Annotated in this window: 19 protein-coding genes, 1 pseudogene and 1 riboswitch; of the genes and pseudogenes, 11 read left to right on the plus strand and 9 right to left on the minus strand. The window is 69.0% G+C overall.

The window, feature by feature from the left end:
- The first annotated feature begins 28 nt into the window (after positions 1-28).
- Positions 29-1,003 (plus strand): 1-aminocyclopropane-1-carboxylate deaminase/D-cysteine desulfhydrase, encoded by a 975-nt coding sequence (locus F0344_RS10710; protein ID WP_185298561.1) that lies wholly within the window; start codon positions 29-31, stop codon positions 1,001-1,003.
- On the opposite strand, the gene F0344_RS10715 is transcribed toward F0344_RS10710, so the two are convergent.
- Positions 942-1,331: a MerR family transcriptional regulator gene (locus F0344_RS10715; RefSeq protein ID WP_185298562.1), complete on the minus strand. Its 390-nt coding sequence runs from the start codon at positions 1,329-1,331 to the stop codon at positions 942-944. The genes F0344_RS10710 and F0344_RS10715 overlap by 62 nt on opposite strands.
- 140 nt (positions 1,332-1,471) lie before the next feature.
- On the opposite strand from F0344_RS10715, the gene F0344_RS10720 reads away from it, so the two are divergent.
- The gene (locus F0344_RS10720; protein ID WP_185298563.1) at positions 1,472-2,272 is read left to right on the plus strand and encodes an aminotransferase class IV family protein; all 801 of its coding nucleotides are present in this window, start codon (positions 1,472-1,474) and stop codon (positions 2,270-2,272) included.
- Positions 2,273-2,293: 21 nt separating this feature from the next.
- Here F0344_RS10720 and F0344_RS10725 read toward each other — a convergent pair whose 3' ends face one another.
- Entirely contained in the window at positions 2,294-3,895 is a 1,602-nt protein-coding gene (locus tag F0344_RS10725) for a Na+/H+ antiporter (RefSeq protein ID WP_185298564.1), read from the minus strand.
- A gap of 35 nt (positions 3,896-3,930) precedes the next feature.
- On the opposite strand from F0344_RS10725, the gene F0344_RS10730 reads away from it, so the two are divergent.
- The 3 genes from F0344_RS10730 (at position 3,931) to F0344_RS10740 (ending at position 5,786) form a co-directional block, all read left to right on the plus strand.
- On the plus strand, positions 3,931-4,191 hold the full coding sequence (locus tag F0344_RS10730) for a UBP-type zinc finger domain-containing protein (protein ID WP_185298565.1): 261 nt from the start codon (positions 3,931-3,933) through the stop codon (positions 4,189-4,191).
- Between the two features lie 231 nt (positions 4,192-4,422).
- Complete coding sequence (locus F0344_RS10735; protein WP_173315837.1) at positions 4,423-4,836, plus strand: anti-sigma regulatory factor; 414 nt, start codon at positions 4,423-4,425, stop codon at positions 4,834-4,836.
- Between the two features lie 23 nt (positions 4,837-4,859).
- The gene (locus F0344_RS10740) at positions 4,860-5,786 is read left to right on the plus strand and encodes an RNA polymerase sigma factor SigF (protein ID WP_185302616.1); all 927 of its coding nucleotides are present in this window, start codon (positions 4,860-4,862) and stop codon (positions 5,784-5,786) included.
- Between the two features lie 50 nt (positions 5,787-5,836).
- On the opposite strand, the gene F0344_RS10745 is transcribed toward F0344_RS10740, so the two are convergent.
- Positions 5,837-6,214, minus strand: a complete 378-nt coding sequence (locus F0344_RS10745) for a hypothetical protein (RefSeq protein ID WP_374940149.1) — start codon at positions 6,212-6,214, stop codon at positions 5,837-5,839.
- 213 nt (positions 6,215-6,427) lie between these two features.
- On the opposite strand from F0344_RS10745, the gene F0344_RS10750 reads away from it, so the two are divergent.
- Both F0344_RS10750 and F0344_RS10755 read left to right on the plus strand, forming a co-directional pair.
- A complete protein-coding gene (locus tag F0344_RS10750) occupies positions 6,428-7,396 on the plus strand; it encodes a diacylglycerol/lipid kinase family protein (protein ID WP_185298567.1) in 969 nt (322 codons plus the stop codon).
- Positions 7,397-7,715: 319 nt separating this feature from the next.
- Complete coding sequence (locus F0344_RS10755) at positions 7,716-7,973, plus strand: WhiB family transcriptional regulator (RefSeq protein ID WP_003953983.1); 258 nt, start codon at positions 7,716-7,718, stop codon at positions 7,971-7,973.
- A 202-nt stretch (positions 7,974-8,175) separates the two neighbouring features.
- On the opposite strand, the gene F0344_RS10760 is transcribed toward F0344_RS10755, so the two are convergent.
- Positions 8,176-9,642 (minus strand): sensor histidine kinase, encoded by a 1,467-nt coding sequence (locus F0344_RS10760; RefSeq protein ID WP_185302617.1) that lies wholly within the window; start codon positions 9,640-9,642, stop codon positions 8,176-8,178.
- A 350-nt stretch (positions 9,643-9,992) separates the two neighbouring features.
- Positions 9,993-10,616: pseudogene (locus F0344_RS10765) on the minus strand (SIS domain-containing protein); the annotation flags it as partial.
- A 164-nt stretch (positions 10,617-10,780) separates the two neighbouring features.
- Here F0344_RS10765 and nagB point away from each other — a divergent pair.
- A complete protein-coding gene (gene nagB / locus F0344_RS10770) occupies positions 10,781-11,566 on the plus strand; it encodes a glucosamine-6-phosphate deaminase (protein WP_185298568.1) in 786 nt (261 codons plus the stop codon).
- Between the two features lie 210 nt (positions 11,567-11,776).
- Here the strand turns inward: nagB and F0344_RS10775 are convergent, their stop codons facing one another.
- The 4 genes from F0344_RS10775 to F0344_RS10790 form a co-directional block, all read right to left on the minus strand.
- Positions 11,777-13,306 (minus strand): glycoside hydrolase family 3 protein, encoded by a 1,530-nt coding sequence (locus F0344_RS10775; RefSeq protein ID WP_185298569.1) that lies wholly within the window; start codon positions 13,304-13,306, stop codon positions 11,777-11,779.
- 5 nt (positions 13,307-13,311) lie between these two features.
- Positions 13,312-14,202 (minus strand): carbohydrate ABC transporter permease, encoded by an 891-nt coding sequence (locus F0344_RS10780; protein ID WP_185298570.1) that lies wholly within the window; start codon positions 14,200-14,202, stop codon positions 13,312-13,314.
- A 14-nt stretch (positions 14,203-14,216) separates the two neighbouring features.
- A complete protein-coding gene (locus tag F0344_RS10785) occupies positions 14,217-15,230 on the minus strand; it encodes a carbohydrate ABC transporter permease (protein WP_185298571.1) in 1,014 nt (337 codons plus the stop codon).
- A 123-nt stretch (positions 15,231-15,353) separates the two neighbouring features.
- On the minus strand, positions 15,354-16,649 hold the full coding sequence (locus tag F0344_RS10790; protein WP_185298572.1) for a sugar ABC transporter substrate-binding protein: 1,296 nt from the start codon (positions 16,647-16,649) through the stop codon (positions 15,354-15,356).
- 285 nt (positions 16,650-16,934) lie between these two features.
- On the opposite strand from F0344_RS10790, the gene F0344_RS10795 reads away from it, so the two are divergent.
- From F0344_RS10795 to mctP, 3 genes are all read left to right on the plus strand, one after another.
- Positions 16,935-17,699, plus strand: coding sequence for a GntR family transcriptional regulator (locus F0344_RS10795; RefSeq protein ID WP_185302618.1), 765 nt, complete (start codon positions 16,935-16,937; stop codon positions 17,697-17,699).
- 263 nt (positions 17,700-17,962) lie between these two features.
- Entirely contained in the window at positions 17,963-18,217 is a 255-nt protein-coding gene (locus tag F0344_RS10800; protein ID WP_185298573.1) for a DUF3311 domain-containing protein, read from the plus strand.
- Positions 18,214-19,848 carry a monocarboxylate uptake permease MctP gene (mctP, locus tag F0344_RS10805; RefSeq protein ID WP_185298574.1) on the plus strand — a complete coding sequence of 545 codons (1,635 nt, stop codon included), beginning with the start codon at positions 18,214-18,216 and terminating at the stop codon, positions 19,846-19,848. The genes F0344_RS10800 and mctP overlap by 4 nt, the downstream gene beginning before the upstream one ends.
- Positions 19,849-19,980: 132 nt before the next feature.
- Positions 19,981-20,103, plus strand: a riboswitch (cobalamin riboswitch).
- The last annotated feature ends 108 nt before the right edge of the window (positions 20,104-20,211 follow it).

The following is a 20,211-nucleotide window of genomic DNA, read 5'->3' on the forward strand; positions in this document are numbered from 1 at the left end:
GGCAGGAGGTCACAGCCACAATGGCAAGGTGACCGTAGATCTCGCCCTTGCACTCCAGCCCCGGCCGCCCTCCCCTCTGGAGGAAGCCCATGACGCCCGATTCGCCAGCCGGGGCGTTCGACTGCTGCTGAAGCGGGACGATCTCATCCACACCACGATGGACTGGGATACGGCTGCGCTTGGACCAGTGGAGCTGTACCCTCCGGGCAACAAGTGGCGGAAGCTCTCCTTGAACCTGGCCTCCGCCGAGGGTCGTACCGTACTGACCTTCGGGGGCGCGTACTCCAACCATCTGCGCGCCACGGCCGCCGCCGGACGGCTGCTCGGCTTCCGCACCGTCGGCGTCGTGCGCGGCGACGAGCTCGCGCACCGGCCGCTCAACCCCTCGCTCGCGCGATGCGCGGCCGACGGGATGAGTCTGCATTTCGTGGACCGTGCCACGTACCGCTCGAAGACCGATCCTGAGGTCCTGGGCGGGCTGCTGAGCCTCTTCGGGGAGTGCAGCGTCATCCCGGAGGGCGGCAGCAACGCACCGGCCGCACAGGGCTGCACAGCGCTCGGGCGCGAACTGCTCGGCGTGGCCGACGTGGCGGCGGTCGCCTGCGGGACCGGCGGGACCCTCGCCGGCCTCGCCGCCGGTCTCGGGCCCGGGCAGCGCGCGCTGGGCATCCCGGTCCTCCGCGGCGGCTTCCTGGCCGCCGCCGTACGGGAGTTGCAGGAGGAGGCGTTCGGCGGCCCGGCAGGACAGTGGTCGCTGGACGAGCGTTTCCACTTCGGCGGTTACGCCCGTACGCCCCCGGAGCTGCACGCCTTCGCCGACGACTTCGAGGACCGGCACGGACTGCGCGTCGAGCGGCTCTACGTGGCCAAGCTGCTGTACGCGCTGACCACGCTCGCCGAAGAGGGCGCTTTCGCCCCGGGGACCCGCCTGGCGGCCGTCGTCACGGGTACGCCCTTCCCGGAAGGGGGGGACCCTCGGGCGAGTGCGCCAGATAGCCGGTGAGCGTGCCGCGGGTACGCCGGAGGTTCTCGATGTGCTCGTCCATGGCCGTCACCTCACCCTGAAGGATGCCCCGCAGGTCGGCGCACCAGTCGAACTCCGGCAGCTCCTGTGCCTCGCCCCGGACGCACGGCAGCACCGAACGGATCACGCCGGTGGACAGACCCGCGTCCAGCAGGGCGCGCACACGCCACACGGTGACGACCGCGTCCTCGTCGTAGTCCCGGTAGCCGTTCGGCTCACGCCCGGCGTCCAGGAGGCCCTGCGCCTCGTAGTACCGCAGCAACCGCGCCTTGACCCCGGTACGCCTGGACAGCTCCCCGATCAGCATGACGCCCCGTCCTCGTGTCCGGCCTTCGCCGCTTGACCTTCCCACCGATGTCAAGGCCTAACGTCGCCTCACTGGGCGGGCATTCCGCACCGGAGCCCGACCGATGACGCCCGATACCGACCGATGCCGGAGTGATACGGATGCCCTTCGTCGTTCAACGCAATGGTCAGGAAGCCACCGCCGGGGAACTCGCGCCCCTCGCCTTCGCGGGCTACGCGCACTTCACCGCACTGCAGGTCCGGGACGGCCGGGTCCGGGGCCTCGATCTCCACCTGGAGCGGCTGCGGTCCGCCTCGGTGGAGATGTTCGGGCGGGCCCTGCCCGAGGACCGGGTCCTCACCCACCTCCGGACGGCCTTGCGGGCCGGTCCGGCCGATCTCTCGCTGACGGCCACGGTCTACTCCCCCGCCGGGGAGTTCACCGCGGCCGGAACCGACGTGGAGCCCGAACTGCTGGTCCGTACGGGACCGGCGGCGACCGGCCCGGCGGGCCCGCTGTCCCTGGCCGCGGTCGAGCACGAACGGGACCTCCCGGCCGTGAAGCACGTCGGCGAGGTGGCGAAGACCTACCTCCTGCGCCAGGCAGTCGGGCAGGGATTCGACGATGCCGCCTTCGTGGACCGGCGGGGCAGGCTGAGCGAGGCCACGATCTGGAACCTGGCGTTCTGGGACGGCCACAGCGTGGTGTGGCCCGCCGCCGACATGCTGGCGGGCACGACGATGAGCATCGTCCGACGCCGTCTTGGCGACCTCGGTGTCCCCCAGCGCACGCAGGAGGTCTCCCTGGACGGCCTGGCCGCACTGTCCGGAGCCGTCGTGATGAACTCCTGGACCCCCGGTATCCCTGTACGCCGCATCGGCTCGGTCCGCCTGCCGGACGCCCCGCTCCTCCTGGAACACCTGCACAGGGCCTACGAGGCCGAGCCTTCCGTGCCGCTGTGACGGTCCCGGCCGATGTCCGCCCTACGCGTCGTCCGTTTCCCGGTAGGCCGCCGCCTCCTCCAGGTCGAGCCGGCGCAGCAGCGTGCGCATCATCTCGTCGTCGATGCGCCGCTCGTCCCTCAGCCGGACGAAGACCTCGCGCTCGGCCTCGATCATTTCGCGGGCGAGCCGCCGGTAGGTTTCGTCCGCGGACTCCCCGGTGACCGGGTTCGCCGCGCCGAGCCGCTCCCAGACGGCGTTGCGGCGGCGTTCCAGGACCGACCGCAGCCGGTCGGCGAGCGGTCCGGGCAGGCTGTTGCCCCGGTCGGCGAGCAGTTCGTCCAGGCGGGCCTCGGCGGCTCTGGAGGCCTGGCTCTGGGCCTGCGCCTCGGCCAGCGTCTCCGCGCGCAGGTCACGCCCCGGGAGCTTCAGTACGCGCACCAGGAGCGGCAGGGTGAGCCCCTGGATCACCAGGGTGCCGATGACGGTCGTGAAGGTCAGGAACAGCACCAGGTTGCGGGCCGGGAAGGCCTCGCCGTCGTCCATGGTCAGCGGGACGGAGAAGGCGATGGCGAGCGAGACGACGCCCCGCATCCCCGCCCAGCCGACGATCAGCGGCGCCGTCCAGCTCGTCCCGGGTTCCCACTCCCTGATGCCCTTGGACAGCCATCGCGGCAGATAGGTCGCCGGGTAGACCCAGACGAACCGCACGACGACGACGGCGACGAACACGACGAACGCGTACCGGAGCGCCTCACCCACGCTGTACGTTCCGAGGCCCTTCAGTACGAAGGACAGCTGCAGGCCGATGAGCGCGAAGACGACGGACTCCAGGACGAACGCGACCATCTTCCAGACCGCCGCCTCCTGAAGACGTGTCGCGAAGTCCACCTGCCAGGAACGGTGGCCCAGGTACAGCGCGACGACGACCACCGCGATCACTCCGGAGGCATGCACCCGTTCCGCAGCCGCGTACGCCACGAAGGGGATCAGCAGGGAGAGGGTGTTCTGGAGCAGGGGCTCCTTCAGATGCGTGCGGAGCCAGTGCAGCGGCACCATCAGAAGCAGACCGACGCTCACGCCGCCCACCGCGGCCAGCAGGAACTCGCCGATCCCGGCGGCCCAGCCGACTCCCTCGCCGACGGCCGCGGCCAGGGCGACCTTGAAGGCGGTGATCGCGGTGGCGTCGTTCACCAGGGACTCGCCCTGGAGGATCGTGGTCACCCGGGCGGGCAGCCCCACACGGCGCGCGATCGTCGCGGCGGTGACGGCGTCCGGCGGAGCGATCACCGCGCCGAGCACCAGGGCCGCGGTCAACGGCAGACCGGGAACCAGCCGATAGGCCAGCCACCCGACGGCAAGGGTCGCGAAGAGCACGTAGCCGACCGACAACAGGGCGATCGGCCGGACATTGGCCCGCAGATCGAGGTACGAGCTGTCCACCGCCGCCGTGTAGAGCAGCGGCGGCAGAAGGAGCGGGAGCACGATGTGCGCGTCCAGGGTGTACGTCGGCATGCCCGGCACGTACGACGCCAGCAGCCCCACGACAACCAGCAGCAGCGGTGCGGGCACCGGGGTGCGGCGCGCGGCCCCTGCCACCGCGGCGCTGGCCGCGACCAGTGCCACCAGCGGCAATGCGTCCATCTCACGGTCCTCACATCCGTCGTAACCTGCACATCATGAGTGAGTGCCCGCACCTTCCGGAACTGCCGCGCCCCGAGCCCGCCCCGCTCAGTGAGACCTGTACGGAGTGCCGCGCGGTCGGGAGCCACCCCGTGCAACTGCGTCTCTGCCTCGTCTGCGGGCACGTCGGATGCTGTGATTCCTCCCCCCTGCGGCACGCGACGGCCCACTTCGAGGACTCCGGTCATCCGGTCATGCGGAGCTTCGAGACGGGCGAGAGCTGGCGTTGGTGCTTCGCGGACGGTTCGATCGTCTGACGTCTGGGTACGTCAAACCGGCGCCGGTTCTTCGTAATTGGCCGCCGCAAACCCCTAGCCACTGTGCGTACCCATGGGCTTACCATGAGTGACGACCATCGGGTGGGGTCCTGGCGACACGGCATCATGGATCGCGATAGCGTCGCCGCACCAAGAACCGACGATCGACCGCATGGCTCCGGGGCACCCTCCCGGAGCCTCGAAAGAGTTTGTGCCACCTTGGAGGTGAGGGTGTCCCAGATCGCAGGCGAGCCCGGGAATCAGGACTTCGTGGAAGTCCGGCTGCCCGCTGCGGGTGCCTACCTGTCGGTGCTGCGAACGGCCACGGCCGGTCTCGCAGCGCGTTTGGACTTCACTCTCGACGAGATCGAGGATCTTCGCATCGCCGTCGACGAGGCCTGCGCGATCCTGCTTCAGCAGGCCGTGCCGGGCTCCGTCCTCAGCTGCGTGTTCCGGCTCATCGACGACTCGCTCGAAGTGACGGTGTCGGCCCCGACGACGGACGGTCGCGCACCGGAGCGCGACACCTTCGCCTGGACGGTGCTCTCGGCACTGGCCGGAAAGGTCGACTCGACGGTCGCGGACGACCGTACGGTCACCATCAGCCTCTACAAACAGCGCGGCGCGGGACCCGGGCCGGCGTGAGCGACAGGAACGGGGACGGACCTGTGCGGGACGAGACGATCCGCCCCGGGGTGGTGCCCGCAACAGGCATCCCGGAGCAACAGGCCCGGCCGCATCCGGTGGACGGGGCGAACGGGACGCAAGGCCGTACGGCCGCGGTGGAGCAGTCGCAGGCAGAGCGGACGGTCCAGATGAGCGAGCACGGGCATCACGATCCACGCGACCGCAGTGCGGCGCGGGCACTCTTCATCGAGCTGCGGGAGCTGCCCGACGGCTCGCCCCAGAAGGCGGAACTGCGCAACCGGCTGGTGCGGATGCACCTGCCGCTCGTGGAGCACCTGGCCCGGCGGTTCCGCAACCGCGGCGAGCCGCTGGACGACCTGACCCAGGTCGCCACCATCGGCCTGATCAAGTCGGTGGACCGGTTCGACCCGGACCGCGGTGTGGAGTTCTCGACGTACGCGACCCCGACGGTGGTCGGGGAGATCAAGCGCCACTTCCGTGACAAGGGCTGGGCCGTACGGGTGCCCCGGCGCCTCCAGGAGCTGCGGCTCTCGCTGACCACGGCCACCGCCGAGCTCTCCCAGCAGCACGGCCGTTCCCCGACGGTCCACGAGCTGGCCGAGCGGCTGGGCATCTCCGAGGAAGAGGTGCTGGAGGGCCTTGAATCGGCCAATGCCTACAGCACTCTGTCGCTGGACGTCCCGGACACGGACGACGAGTCCCCCGCGGTCGCGGACACGCTGGGCTCGGAGGACGAGGCGCTGGAGGGCGTCGAGTACCGCGAGTCGCTGAAGCCGCTGCTGGAGGACCTGCCGCCGCGGGAGAAGCGCATTCTGCTGCTGCGCTTCTTCGGGAACATGACCCAGTCGCAGATCGCACAGGAGGTCGGCATCTCCCAGATGCACGTCTCACGACTGCTGGCCCGCACGCTCGCACAACTGCGTGAGCGCCTACTCGTCGAGGAGTAGTGCAGGGCCCGGCCGCCCGGGCCCTGGAAGCCGTTCCCGGGCGGCCGGGCTCAGGCCCCGGGGGTCGTACGCGGTCCCCGGATGCCCAGCGCCCGTGTGGTCGCCGGGTTCAGCAGCAGGACGAGCGCCGTCACGGCGACGGCCGCCAGCGCCATGCCGGCGGGGATGAGCGCGCCCTGGGAGCGCAGCAGCGTCCAGGCGACCGGCAGCGCCATCAGCTGGGTGACGAGCGCGGGCCCCCGGCTCCAGCCGCGCCGCAGCAGCAGTCCGCGCGCGGCGAACAGCGGGATCAGGCCAAGCGCGATGAGGGTGAGTCCACCCATCTCCGCCTGCTCGGGGCTGTCGGGCCGGCCCAGCAGGCCCATGACCACCATGTAGATCCCGCCGACGACCAGTGCCGCACCTTCGAGGGCGTTGAGTCCGGCCACGGCGGCGATCCTGCCCGGCTTCTCCTCTGCGGCCGACGGCGAGGAAGAGGGCGTGTTCTCCTGAATGCTCACGCTGTGCAGGTTGGCATCCTCCCCCGGCGAAAGTGAAGCCGGGGTGCCCGGGCGCCGCCGCCGTTCACCGCCCGTCACCCAGCGTGACCCCAGGAGTGCGGTAATTCTGGCCGGTACCTTGGGGTAGGTAGTCTGGCTGCCATGCGCGCACTCCTTGTGGTCAATCCAGCTGCCACCACCACCAGTGCGCGGACCCGTGACGTGCTGATTCACGCTCTGGCGAGCGAGATGAAGATCGAAGCAGTGAGCACGGAGTACCGCGGGCACGCCCGGGACCTGGGCCGACGGGCCGCGGACTCCGACGACATCGATCTGGTGGTCGCCCTCGGGGGCGACGGCACGGTCAACGAGGTCGTGAACGGGCTGCTGCACAAGGGGCCCGATGTGGGCAGTCTGCCGAAGCTGGCCGTGGTCCCCGGCGGCTCCACGAATGTCTTCGCGCGCGCCCTGGGACTGCCCAACGACGCCGTGGAGGCCACCGGCGCCATCCTGGACGCCCTGGACCGGCGCAGCGAGCGCACGGTCGGCCTGGGCCTCGCGGCCGGCACACCGGGTACGGAGGACGAGTCCGTCCCGGCGCGCTGGTTCACTTTCTGTGCCGGTCTCGGATTCGACGCGGGCGTCATCGGCCGGGTCGAACAGCAGCGCGAACGCGGCAAACGTTCGACTCATGCGCTGTACGTGCGCCAGGTGGTCCGCCAGTTCGTCGAGGAGCCTCACCGGCGGCACGGTCTCATCACGCTGGACGTGCCCGGCCAGGACCCCGTCACGGACCTCGCGCTGTCCATAATCTGCAACACCGCCCCCTGGACCTACCTGGGGAATCGTCCGATGTACGCCTCTCCGAAGGCGTCTTTCGACACGGCCCTGGACGTCCTCGGACTGAAGCGTCTTTCGACCCCCGCGGTCGCCCGCTACGCGACCCAGCTGCTCACTTCGAGCCCGGAAAAGGGCCCCCACGGCAAGCACGCCGTTTCGCGTCACGACCTGACCGACTTCACCTTGCATTCAAAGGCCCCACTGCCCTTCCAGATGGACGGCGACCACCTGGGACTGCGTACGAGCGTGACGTTCACAGGCGTACGCCGTGCACTGCGTGTGATTGTGTGAGTGGAAGGGCCCAAAGTCCTTTGACTCGAACGTTTGGGCTGGCCCCCACCCCATGGAAGTACGGCTGTGACCTAGCCGACACCGAGGAATCAAAAAAAACTTTCCACAAGGGGTTGTATCCGCCGCCGAGGTTTGCGAATCTCTACATGGCGATCGGGACGGCCCGCAACACCGGCCTCCACTGAAAGCCAGAACCCCTCCTCACTGACAAGACCACAACCAGTTCATCTGGGAGTCGGCCCTGTGTCTGCGGGGGGATTCGTGAAAGCGTTCACATTCACAAGCAACAAGTTTGAAATACCAAGGAGAGGTAGCAGCCATGGACTGGCGTCACAACGCCGTTTGTCGTGAGGAAGACCCGGAGCTGTTCTTCCCCATCGGCAACACCGGTCCTGCGCTGCTGCAGATCGAGGAAGCCAAGGCCGTCTGCCGTCGCTGCCCCGTCATGGAGCAGTGCCTGCAGTGGGCGCTCGAGTCCGGTCAGGACTCCGGCGTCTGGGGTGGCCTCAGCGAGGACGAGCGCCGCGCAATGAAGCGCCGCGCCGCTCGCAACCGGGCGCGTAACGCCAGCGCCTGACCGACGCCCCCCGCTACGAGCCTCAGCCCGGCGGCGCGTACAGAGCGTACGCACAGCCCCGCCTTCGAGTCGCAGCGCGCAGTACCCCGTAGCGCATCGCAACGTACGTGCCAGACAGAGGGCCCGGACCGTCACCACGGTCCGGGCCCTCTGCTGTGCCGTCCGCACCCTGTTGTGCCCCGCTGTCGCGGCCGGCGCTCGGCTACTTCCCCGAACCCACGGGAATGTCCAGGATCACCTGGGTGCCCTGCTCCGGACCCGGGACCATGTCGAAGCCGCCGCCCAACTCGCCCTCCACCAGGGTGCGCACGATCTGCAGGCCGAGATTTCCGGCGCGCTTCGGGTCGAAGCCCTCAGGCAGTCCGCGTCCATCGTCCGACACGGTGATCAGGAGCCGCGCGTCGGACGGAGCCCCGCCCCGTACCGCCGAGACCTCCACCGTGCCGCGCTCGGCCACGGTGAACGCGTGCTCCAGGGCGTTCTGCAGCACCTCGGTGAGCACCATCGAGAGTGGAGTGGCCACTTCCGCGTCGAGGATTCCGAAGCGGCCGGTTCGGCGGCAGGTGACCTTGCCCGGCGAGATCTCCGAGACCATCGCGATGACGCGGTCCGCGATCTGGTCGAACTCCACCCGCTCGTCCAGGTTCTGAGACAGCGTCTCGTGCACGATCGCGATCGAACCCACGCGCCGTACCGCCTCGTTGAGCGCCTCGCGGCCCTGCTCGGAATCCATCCGGCGGGCCTGCAGGCGCAACAGGGCGGCCACCGTCTGGAGGTTGTTCTTCACCCGGTGGTGAATTTCCCGGATGGTGGCGTCCTTGGTGATCAACTCACGTTCGCGTCGGCGCAGTTCGGTGACGTCCCGCAGGAGGACCAGCGAACCGATGCGGACCCCCTTGGGCTTGAGCGGGATGGCTCTGAGCTGAATCACACCGCTGGCGCACTCGACCTCGAACTCGCGGGGCGCGTAACCGCTGGCCACCTTGACCAGCGCCTCGTCCACCGGCCCCCGGGAGGGGGCGAGCTCGGCCGTGGTGGTGCCGAGGTGGTGGCCGACGAGGTCGGAGGCGAGGCCGAGGCGGTGGTACGCGGAGAGGCCGTTGGGGCTGGCGTACTGGACGATCCCGTCGGCGTCGAGCCTGATCAGCCCGTCACCGACGCGTGGCGACGCGTCCATGTCGACCTGCTGGCCGGGGAACGGGAAGGACCCGGCGGCGATCATCTGAGCCAGGTCGGACGCGGACTGGAGGTAGGTGAGCTCCAGCCTGGAGGGCGTGCGGACGGTGAGGAGGTTCGTGTTGCGGGCGATCACCCCGAGGACACGGCCCTCACGGCGTACGGGGATGGACTCGACCCGTACCGGCACCTCCTCGCGCCACTCCGGGTCCCCCTCGCGCACGATCCGGCCCTCGTCGAGCGCGGCGTCCAGCAGAGGACGCCGGCCGCGCGGCACCAGATGGCCGACCATGTCGTCCTGGTAGGAGGTGGGGCCGGTGTTGGGACGCATCTGCGCGACGGAGACGTACCGGGTCCCGTCGCGGGTGGGTACCCACAGGACGAGGTCGGCGAAGGAGAGGTCGGAGAGCAGTTGCCACTCCGAGACCAGCAGGTGGAGCCACTCGAGGTCGGTATCGCTCAGGGCTGTGTGCTGGCGGACGAGGTCGTTCATGGAGGGCACGTGTGCGAGGGTACCCGTGGATACTGAATGGTTCCGAACCGATCGGCCCGCGGCCCCGTGAGAGGGGAGGGCGGGAAGATCCGCCGGAATTGCTGTGCGCACGGATGGACAGAGCCGATTGGTCTAGTCCACAATGCACAGGAAAGACCTCCGTTCTCCCCGCACAGGAGAACGGATCGAGGCACCCGGCGCTCTCTGCCCTGACTGCGCCGGTGCCTCTCTCGGCCGGAGGAACCGCACACCACCGGCCGCGCAGCTTCGGGCTGCGGTGCCGTTCGGGCCGAGGGTCCCGTCCTGGCGCCGCGGCCCGCGGGTGTTTCCGGGGCGCCCGGACCCTGAGGTCAGTGGGTCTCGGTGACCTTGGCCAGGGCGCGGGGAGCGTCCGGGTCCTGACCGCGGGCGATCGTCACCTCGTAGGCCGGCATCTGGAGCGGCAGGATCTCCAGGATCGGCTGCAGTTCCTCCGGCACTCCCGCCGTCGGCAGCGCGAAGCCCGCCGAAGCGGCCTCCACCTGGGCCTTCGGGCCGACCACGAAGAGGTCGGCGCCGCGGCCCCGCAGCCGGTCCAGGACCGGCTGGAGGGCGTCGCCGCCGCGGCCGTCGGTGACCACCGCGATCACCGGGGAGATGTTGTCGACCATGGCGAGCGGGCCGTGCGGCAGATCGGCGCCGGAGCAGGAGAGAGCGGGGATGTAGCTCGTCTCCATCAGCTTCAGCGCGGCTTCCTTGGCGGTGGGGTAGCCGTAGCCGCGCGAGGTGATGACCATCCGCTCCGCGAAGCGGTATCGCGAGGCGAGGGACTTGACCTCGCCTCTGCGGGCCAGGATCTCCTCGGCCAGAGCGGGCAGGGACTCGGCTGCGGCCGGGCCGTCCCCGCCGGCGAGACCGTCCACGAAGAGATAGAGCGCCAGCAGGGAGGCGGTGTACGTCTTGGTGGCGGGCAGCGCCTGCCCGGGGCCCGCGAGGCTCGACTCGGGACAAGTCGACCAGGTGGAGCGGTCGGCCGCCAGCGGGGCGAACGGGCGGACCGGTGTGCGAACGGTTCCCCTCCGGGCTGCCCGGTTCTGCTAGATTGACACCTTGATTGGTCTATACCACATGGCTCCACCTTCAGATCGGCAGGCACAGCGTGGAAGTTGTCATCGTCCCGGACGCCGCGGCAGGCGGCGAGCTCATCGCGGAGGCCATCGGAGCCCTGCTGCTCCGCAAGCCCGACGCTCTGCTCGGCGTGGCCACCGGATCGACCCCGCTGCCCATCTATCAGGCGCTGGCCGCCAAGGTCCGTGCCGGGTCCGTTGACGCGTCGCGTGCCCGCATCTGCCAGCTGGACGAGTACGTCGGGCTGCCGCCCGGCCACCCCGAGTCGTACCGCTCGGTCGTGCTGCGCGAGGTCGTGGAGCCGCTGGGGCTGTCCGAGGCGTCCTTCATGGGACCCGACGGCTCCGCCGAGGACGTCCAGGCGGCGTGCGAGGCGTACGACAAGGCGCTGGCCGAGGCCGGCGGGGTGGACCTCCAACTGCTCGGGATCGGCACGGACGGGCACATCGGCTTCAACGAGCCGTGCTCCTCACTCGCGTCCCGTACGCGGATCAAGACGCTGACCAAGCAGACGCGGGTCGACAACGCGCGGTTCTTCGACAACGACATCGCCCAGGTGCCGCACCACGTGATCACGCAGGGCATCGGAACGATCCTGGAGTCCCGGCACCCGATCCTGCTCGCCACGGGCGAGGGCAAGGCGGAGGCGGTGGCACAGACGGTGGAGGGGCCGGTCGCCTCGATCGTGCCGGCGTCGGCACTGCAACTGCATCCGCACGCGACGGTGGTCGTCGACGAGGCGGCCGCGTCCAAGCTGAAGCTGGGGGACTACTTCCGGGCCACGTACGCGGCGAAGCCGGCGTGGCAGGGAATCTAGTCGGCATCCGTACGAGGGCCGGGACACCGTCGGGTGCGCCGGCCCTCGTCCGCGTCCCGCCTCCGGCGCCGTCCGTGTCCCGCCCGCGGCGCACCGTCGTCGTCCTCAAGCGCCGGACGGGCTTCACCCATGGGCTCAGCCCCGGCCGGCCTTGGCGGTCGGGCGGGGCTGAGGGTGAGGTGGGGTGAGGCGGGGGGGGAGGCGCGCGGGTCAGGTGGCGGCGGAGGTGAGGGCTTCTGCCGCGGCCACACCGCACACGCGGGCCGCCCCGTGCGTGGCGACGTACAGGGCGCCCCGCGGTTCCGCCTGTGGGAGGCCCATCTCGACCACGACCGTGTCGGGACGCGCCGCCAGCAGGGCATCGAGTGCTTCTGCCATCCATGCGTGCCGGTGGACGTCGCGGACGACCGCGACGATGCGCCGCTCCCCCGCCGCCCGCAACGTGTCGGCGGCCGGAGCCGCGCTCTCGCCGCTGTACGTGCCGGTGCCGGTGCCGGGCAGGAGCCGGGACAGTTCGGCCGCGACGCCCCACGGCGTCTCGTCGCCGACCGCGATGTTCGCGACCGGGGTGAACGCGGCGACGTACGCCGGCCCCGTCAGCCGCGCACCGGTGCCCGTGACGCGTACCGCGCGGCGGGCCGCGGCGAGGCCGATGTCGTTGCTGACTCCGGTGCCGGGCGCGGTCCCCTCCTGCACTGCCGCGCCCGGCTCCGAGACAGCCCCCCTGGCTTCCCGCGTCCAGGACGCGAGAGCCCGTACCCGGGCGGCGGCGTCGGCCAACCGCTCCTCGGACAGGTCTCCGCCGCGTACCGCGGACACCAGGGCGTCGCGCAGCCGCAGCACGGTGCCCTCGTCGACCAGCCCGCCGCCGACACAGATCGCGTCGGCGCCCGCGGCGATCGCCAGGACGGCGCCGCGCTCGATCCCGTACGTCGCGGAGATGGCCTGCATCTCCATGCCGTCGGTGACGATGAGGCCGTCGTAGCCCAGTTCCTCGCGCAGCAGACCGGTCAGGATCTGCGGGCTCAGCGTCGCAGGGCGGTGCGGGTCGAGTGCGGGAAGCAGGATGTGCGCGCTCATCACCGATTTGGAACCCGCGGCGACGGCCGCGCGGAAAGGCACCAGCTCACGCGCGTACAGGGTGCCCAGGGACACATCGATCCTCGGCAGCGCGTGGTGCGAGTCGACCGCCGTGTCGCCGTGTCCGGGGAAGTGCTTCGTACAGGCGGCGACGCCCGCGGCCTGGAGCCCCTCGACGTACGCGGCGGTGTGCCGGGCCACGAGCCGGGGGTCGGCGCCGAAGGAGCGTACGCCGATGACCGGGTTGGCCGGGTTGGAGTTGACGTCCGCGGACGGCGCCCAGTTGAGGTTGACGCCGCAATCCGCGAGCCGGCGGCCGAGCTCCTGGGCGACGGCCCGGGTGAGGGACACGTCGTCGACCGAGCCGAGGGCGAAGTTGCCCGGGAACGAGGATCCGTGGCGGACCTCCAGCCGGGTGACGTCACCGCCCTCCTCGTCGATCGCGACGAGGACGTCCTCGCGCTCGGCCCTCAGCTGGGCCGTGAGCGCGGCCAGTTGCGCGGGCGACTCGATGTTGCGTCCGAACAGTCCGACGGAGGCGAGGCCCTCGCCGACCCTGCGCAGCAGCCAGTCAGGGGCGGTCGTGCCCGTGAATCCGGGCTGGAGCACGGCGAGCGCGTCGCGCGTGAGGGTGTCGGTGGTGGTTACGAGGGTGGTCATGGGCCTTATCCCTTCACGGCGCCCGAGGTGAGACCCGTGGCCATCTTGCCCTGGATGATCATGAAGAAGATGACGACCGGAATGGAGATGAGTGTGGAGGCGGCCATCAGGGCCCCGTAGTCCGTACCGCGCTCCGTGGTGAAGGTCATCAGCCACACGTTGAGCGTGTACTTGGAGTTGTCGTTGATCAGGATGTACGCGAAGAGGTACTCGTTCCAGGCGTTGACCAGCGCGAAGATCGACGCGGCGGCGAGTCCGGGGGCGAGCAGCGGGAAGATGACGCGGCGGAAGGCTCCCATGCGGGTGCAGCCGTCCACCATCGCGGACTCCTCCAGCTCCACCGGGATGTTGATCACGAAGCCGCGGATCATGATGGTCGCGAAGGGCAGCGTGGACACCAGGTAGACGACGATGAGTCCCCAGTACTCGTCGATGCCGCCCATGGCGTTGAGCTGGAGGTAGATCGGGATCAGCATCGCGGTCGGCGGCAGCATCTGGACGAGGATCATCACCATCATCAGCGCCTTCCGCCCGAAGAAGCGGAAGCGTCCGATGGCGAGTGCCGCCAGTGTCGCGATGATCATACCGCCGACCACCGCGGTGACCGAGACGATCAGGCTCGACCGGATCGCGGTGCCGAAGTTGTCCTGCTCCACCGCGCGCGCGAAGTTGTCGAAGGTGAGCGAGGAGGGCCAGAGCGTCTGGTCGTAGGACCGGATCTCGTGGTTGGGGCGCAGCGAACTGATGATCAGCCAGTAGACCGGGAAGGCCATGAGCGCCGCGGTGACCAGGGCCACGATGTTGTAGCCGAGGCGGTTCCTCTTGCGGTCGGGCCGCAGCACCTGGGCGGGAGTGTCCGTGGCGGTGGAGGTGCTCGTTCGAGTGGACGTGCTCATTCGAGTGGAGGTGCTCATTCGACCTCTCCCGTCTTGATCAGCTGGCGCAGGTAGTACACGGCGACACCGGAGAGCATCAGGACGGTGATCAAGGCGATCGCGCTGCCCTGGCTGAAGGAGGTGGACTCGAACGCCTTGGAGAAGGAGTAGAGGCCGAGGGTCTCGTACTCCGGCTCGGGCTTGTTGCCCCGCAGCAGCCAGATCTGGCCGAAGACGTTGAAGTCCCAGATGACCGACAGGGTGGCGACCATGGTGAAGACGGGCTTGATGACCGGCCAGGTGACGAAGCGGTAGACACCGAACGCGGAGGCTCCGTCGAGGGAGGCCGCCTCCTCCAGTTCCTTGGGGACCTGGGTGAGGGCCGCGTACATCGTGATCACGACGAACGGGACGGCGCCCCAGACCACCAGCAGCGTGATGATGCCGAAGCCCTGCCACGGGTCGAGGAACCAGTTGTGGCCGAGCCAGTCCTCGTTGCCCGTGAGGTCGGCGAGGAGCGTGTTGATCAGGCCGTAGTCGGAGTCGGCCAGCCAGCGGAAGACCGAGGCGGCGACCATGAGCGGCATCGACCAGGCGGCGATGAGCGCGACGGTGAGGACGAGCCGGACCCAGGTGGACAGGCGCAGCATCATCAGCGCGATCAGCAGCCCGATGCCCATGGTCAGCACCACGCAGATCGTCATGAAGACGACCGTGCGGCCGGTGACCTGCCAGAACTCGGGGTCCCCCAGGATGTTGGTGAACTGCTCGAAGCCGACCCACGGCGTCTCGCCGTTGCCCCACAGGGCTGCCCGGCCCATGTCCTGGAAAGACATGATCACGGTCTTGATCAGCGGATAGACGTACACCGCGGCGATCGCGAGGATCGCCGGCAGGATCAGGAGGTACGGAAGGAGTTCACCTTTCTTCCGCTGCCTCCTGGCGCGCGGCTTGGCGTCCTTCGCGGGGGACGACGGCCCGGTTACTTCCGGACCACGTGGTACGGGTACCGGAGGCGGCCCGGCGGCCTTGGTGTCGGCGGCAGTCACGTGGCTGACCTTCCATCGGGATTCCGGGGGCTGCACCCGGAGATCACGGCATACGTCTGCGAAAGGAAGCGGGGGCCCGGTGCGTGCCGGGCCCCCGCCTGGAGAGCCGATGGCCCTGGGGTGCTACTTGTTGATCAGCGCGTTGATCTCGTCGTCGGCCTTCTTGGCCGCGTCGGCCACCGAGGTGCCCTTGAGGATCGCCAGGAGCATGTTCTCCAGGACCTCGTCCTTCTCGATGGACGTCCAGCCCGGCGCGATCGGCGTGAACCAGGCGTCCGGCACGGCGTTGGCGACAGCGGCCGTCTCCGGCTTCGCCTTCAGCGGCTCGAGCTGCTTCTCGTTGTTGGGCAGGATGTTCTTGGAGGCGAGCACCTCCATCGACTTCTCACTGGTGAAGAGCGAGACCCACTCCTGGCCGAGGTCCGTGACCTCGGACTTCGCGGTGATGGCGAGGTCCGAGCCACCGATGAAGGACGGGAGCGCCTTGCCCTCCGGGCCGGGCATACCGGCCGGGGCGATCTTGCCCTCGAGCTTCGGGTTGCCGTTGTTGGCACCGTCGGTGACGGAGCCGGCCTCCCAGCCGTTGCCGTAGATCAGGGCCGTCTTCTCGTTGGCCATGACGTTGGCGTGGTCCTGCTCGTCCTTGGTGATGTCGGCCTTGTTGTACTTCTTCACCAGGTTGACGAAGTGCTCGATGCCCTTCTGGGACTCGGCGGAGGAGAGGTTGCCCTTCCACTCCTTCGCACCCTCGTCGTACTCGGCGATGGAGCCGCCGTACGCCGCGACGTAGGACATGGCCGCGTACCAGTAACGGCCCGGCAGGTAGAGGGACGAGAAGCGCTTGTCCTTCTTGGTGTACTCGGCCGAGACCTTGTCGAGGGCGGTGAGCAGTTCGGCCTCGGTCTGCGGGAGCGCGTCGCTGCCCGTGCCGGCCTTGAACATGTCCTTGTTGTAGATCGCCACACGCGCACCGGCGTAGTAGGGCACGCAGAACTGCTTGCCCTCGAAGGTGCAGGTGTCCTTCAGACCCTTGATCCAGGTATCCGAGTTGTCGTACTTCTTGGGGTCGATCTCGGCGAGTGCGCCGTTCAGGATGTACTGCATCGTCTCGGTGTTGCCGAGTTCGACGACGTCCGGGAACTTGTCGCCGCCGAGGGCGGTGTCGAGCTTCTTGGCCTTGTCCGCCCACTGCTGGTACTGGACGTTGACCTTGACCTTCGGGTACTTCTTCTTGAACTGCGCGTTGACGTCCTTGACCAGTTCCGGCCAGGTGCTCTGCGCGTCGACCATCAGCCAGACGGTCAGTTCTTCGGAGCGGTCCTTCGGGTCCTTCGAAGCGTTGCCGCTGTCCCCGCCACACGCCGCAATACCGGACATCATCGCCGCGACGCCGACCGCCGCTATGAGCTTGCGCTTCATGCCACACCCTCCTCAGGGATACCAGCAACCCCCGCCCACCGCGGAAACGTACGACGAGTACTGCCTGTGGGGCTGGGACTTGGTCTTTAATGGTTTAGACCAGTACCGGGAGCTTGGCCTAGACCTTTAGGGGTGTCAAGGGTGTATAAGAAGTGCACTCGCGTCCGTTATCGGACCGACACCTAGGGGAGGGCGACGACCCGTGACCGGACCGTGCCACCATGTGAGCCGCTATAGACGGAGGAGCCGGTGACGGCAGCAACGCAGCAGTCGGGAAGGCGGGCCATGGATGCCGACGGGGGCAGTACGGGGAACGAGACCGGTGCGGGTACGCGTACGGCACGCGTACCGAAGTACTACCGGCTCAAGCGCCATCTGCTCGACATGACCGAGACACTTCCGCCCGGCACCCCCGTGCCGCCGGAACGGACCCTGGCCGCCGAGTTCGACACCTCGCGCACCACGGTGCGCCAGGCGCTCCAGGAACTGGTCGTCGAGGGGCGGCTGGAGCGCATCCAGGGCAAGGGAACCTTCGTCGCCAAGCCGAAGGTCTCCCAGGCGCTCCAGCTGACCTCGTACACCGAGGACATGCGCGCCCAGGGACTGGAACCCACATCCCAGTTGCTGGACATCGGATACATCACGGCCGACGACGCGCTCGCCGGCCTGCTCGACATCACCACGGGCGGCCGGGTGCTGCGGATCGAGCGGCTGCGCCTCGCCAGCGGTGAGCCGATGGCGATCGAGACCACCCACCTTTCGGCCAAACGCTTTCCCGCGCTGCGCCGTTCACTGGTGAAGTACACCTCGCTCTACACCGCGCTCGCCGAGGTGTACGACGTCCGGCTGGCCGAGGCCGAGGAGACGATCGAGACCTCGCTCGCCACCCCGCGCGAGGCGGGGCTGCTGGGTACGGACGTCGGTCTGCCGATGCTGATGCTGTCCCGTCACTCGATCGACGGGAACGGCGAACCGGTGGAGTGGGTGCGCTCGGTGTACCGCGGCGACCGCTACAAGTTCGTGGCCCGCCTGAAGCGGCCCACGGACTGAGTCCTGCCGCCCCGGCCTGCCAGGACCGCACGACGAACGGCCTCCGTGGAGTCATTTCCCCACGGGGGCCGTTCGCTGCGCCGGCGCGGACAGCTGGCGTGAACCAGTCCGTCCTTTCTCTCGTGAGTCCCACCGGGCGCGGGTATCGCCGAGACGTCACCGTTGCACTACCGCAATGCGGACAGGGGATGACGCTGGACGGACCGCTCGCCTAGATTGCGTGCGCATTACGCCAGGTGACGAGCGAGGGGACGGAGCACCACATGCCCGAAGACAACACCGGAAAACGACCAACGATCACACCCGTGCGGGTGGTTATCGCCCTGTGTCTCATCGCACCGTTCGTGGCGATGCTGTGGGTGGACTCGTACGCGAAGGTCGATCCGACCTTCATCGGAATCCCGTTCTTCTACTGGTACCAAATGCTCTGGGTCTTCGTCTCGACCGCGCTGACGATGGTCGCGTACGTGCTGTGGCAGCGTGACCAGCGCGCCCGCAAGGGAGGTGCGTCAGCATGAAGGACGGCGTGAACGGCGTGGCACTGGCCGTATTCATCTTCTTCTTCGTGGCCGTCACGGTCATCGGCTTCATGGCCGCCCGCTGGCGGAAGGCCGAGAACGAGAACAGCCTGGACGAATGGGGCCTGGGTGGACGGTCGTTCGGCACCTGGGTCACCTGGTTCCTGCTCGGCGGGGACCTCTACACGGCGTACACCTTCGTCGCCGTCCCCGCGGCGATCTACGCGGCGGGCGCGGCCGGCTTCTTCGCCGTCCCCTACACGATCCTCGTCTACCCGCTGATCTTCACCTTCCTGCCGCGCCTGTGGTCGGTGTCGCACAAGCACGGCTACGTCACCACCTCGGACTTCGTCCGGGGCCGCTTCGGCTCGAAGGGGCTCTCGCTCGCGGTCGCCCTCACCGGCATCCTCGCCACGATGCCGTACATCGCGCTCCAGCTCGTCGGTATCCAGGCCGTGCTGGACGTGATGGGCGTCGGCGGCGGGGAGACCACGCACTGGTTCGTCAAGGACCTGCCGCTGCTGATCGCGTTCGCGGTGCTCGCCGCGTACACCTACTCCTCGGGCCTGCGCGCGCCCGCGCTGATCGCGTTCGTCAAGGACGGGCTGATCTACCTGGTGATCGCCGTGGCGATCATCTACATCCCGATCAAGCTGGGCGGCTTCGACGACATCTTCGCCAAGGCGAGCGAGGCGTTCTCGCAGACGAACGAGGCCACCGGAAAACCGCGCGGCGCGCTCGTCCCGACCGATATGGGTCAGTGGGGTTACGCCACCCTGGCGCTGGGTTCAGCGCTCGCGCTCTTCATGTATCCGCACTCGATCACGGCGACGCTCTCCAGTCGCAGCCGTGACGTGATCCGCCGCAACACCACGATCCTGCCGCTGTACTCGCTGATGCTGGGCCTGCTGGCGCTGCTCGGCTTCATGGCGATCGCGGCCGGGGTCACGGTGGACAACCCGCAGTTGGCCATCCCCCAGCTGTTCGAGAACATGTTCCCCGGCTGGTTCGCGGGCGTCGCCTTCGCCGCGATCGGCATCGGCGCGCTGGTCCCGGCGGCCATCATGTCGATCGCCGCGGCGAACCTCTTCACCCGCAACATCTACAAGGACTTCCTGAAACCGGACGCCACCCCGGCGCAGGAGACCAAGGTCTCCAAGATGGTCTCGCTCCTGGTGAAGGTCGGCGCGCTCGCCTTCGTCCTCACCATGGACAAGACGGTCGCGATCAACTTCCAGCTGCTCGGCGGGATCTGGATCCTCCAGACGATGCCCGCGCTGGTCGGCGGCCTCTTCACCCGGTGGTTCCACCGCTGGGCCCTGATCGCGGGCTGGGCGGTCGGCATGCTGTACGGGACGGTCGCCGCGTACGGTGTGGCCAGCCCGACCCAGAAGCACTTCGGCGGCTCCTCGAAGGAGATCCCGGGCATCGGCGAGATCGGTTACATCGGTCTCACCGCCTTCGTCCTCAACCTCGTGGTCGTGGTCGTGCTGACCTTCGTGCTCAACGCGCTGAAGGCCCCGGCCGGAATCGACGAGACCTCACCGTCCGACTACACGGCGGACGCGGGTGACCCGGGCGTCGAGAAGGTGCTCCCGCCCGCGACGGTGGGCGCACCGGGCGGTCACTGACACGCCGGCCGGACTCGTGCACGGGCCGCCGCGCCTTCCCTGAGGGAGGCGCGGCGGCCCGTCGCGCTTTCCGGTACCTTCACCACGCGACACAAGATGTGGGGGCTGCTTCGGCAAGGAGCCCCCACATGTATGCTCATGCTCGCTGTCGCCGCAGGGGAATCCGGTGTGAATCCGGAACTGTCCCGCAACGGTGTGATCGGTGTGCTTTTGCACATCCGAAGTCCGAAGACCTGTCGACAGCGCGCCCGGCTCGACCGAACCGGGCGCACAGACGTCCGGGCCTCGTGGATGGGCCGGTGGACGCCGCACGCAGTGCTGCCGCCTCCGGGCCCCACGCTGCCCGGCTGCCCCCGTTCCCCG

The sequence above is a fragment of the Streptomyces finlayi genome (assembly GCF_014216315.1).
Classification (GTDB): domain Bacteria; phylum Actinomycetota; class Actinomycetes; order Streptomycetales; family Streptomycetaceae; genus Streptomyces; species Streptomyces finlayi_A.

What these genes read in the sequence shown, in the direction of transcription:
- F0344_RS10715 (WP_185298562.1), bottom strand. Translation starts at nt 1,331, where the DNA reads ATGCTGATCGGGGAGCTGTCCAGGCGTACCGGGGTCAAGGCGCGGTTG.
- F0344_RS10720 (WP_185298563.1), top strand. Translation starts at nt 1,472, where the DNA reads ATGCCCTTCGTCGTTCAACGCAATGGTCAGGAAGCCACCGCCGGGGAA.
- F0344_RS10725 (WP_185298564.1), bottom strand. Translation starts at nt 3,895, where the DNA reads ATGGACGCATTGCCGCTGGTGGCACTGGTCGCGGCCAGCGCCGCGGTG.
- F0344_RS10730 (WP_185298565.1), top strand. Translation starts at nt 3,931, where the DNA reads ATGAGTGAGTGCCCGCACCTTCCGGAACTGCCGCGCCCCGAGCCCGCC.
- F0344_RS10750 (WP_185298567.1), top strand. Translation starts at nt 6,428, where the DNA reads ATGCGCGCACTCCTTGTGGTCAATCCAGCTGCCACCACCACCAGTGCG.
- F0344_RS10755 (WP_003953983.1), top strand. Translation starts at nt 7,716, where the DNA reads ATGGACTGGCGTCACAACGCCGTTTGTCGTGAGGAAGACCCGGAGCTG.
- F0344_RS10760 (WP_185302617.1), bottom strand. Translation starts at nt 9,642, where the DNA reads ATGAACGACCTCGTCCGCCAGCACACAGCCCTGAGCGATACCGACCTC.
- F0344_RS10775 (WP_185298569.1), bottom strand. Translation starts at nt 13,306, where the DNA reads ATGACCACCCTCGTAACCACCACCGACACCCTCACGCGCGACGCGCTC.
- F0344_RS10780 (WP_185298570.1), bottom strand. Translation starts at nt 14,202, where the DNA reads ATGAGCACGTCCACTCGAACGAGCACCTCCACCGCCACGGACACTCCC.
- F0344_RS10790 (WP_185298572.1), bottom strand. Translation starts at nt 16,649, where the DNA reads ATGAAGCGCAAGCTCATAGCGGCGGTCGGCGTCGCGGCGATGATGTCC.
- F0344_RS10795 (WP_185302618.1), top strand. Translation starts at nt 16,935, where the DNA reads ATGGATGCCGACGGGGGCAGTACGGGGAACGAGACCGGTGCGGGTACG.
- F0344_RS10800 (WP_185298573.1), top strand. Translation starts at nt 17,963, where the DNA reads ATGCCCGAAGACAACACCGGAAAACGACCAACGATCACACCCGTGCGG.
- mctP (WP_185298574.1), top strand. Translation starts at nt 18,214, where the DNA reads ATGAAGGACGGCGTGAACGGCGTGGCACTGGCCGTATTCATCTTCTTC.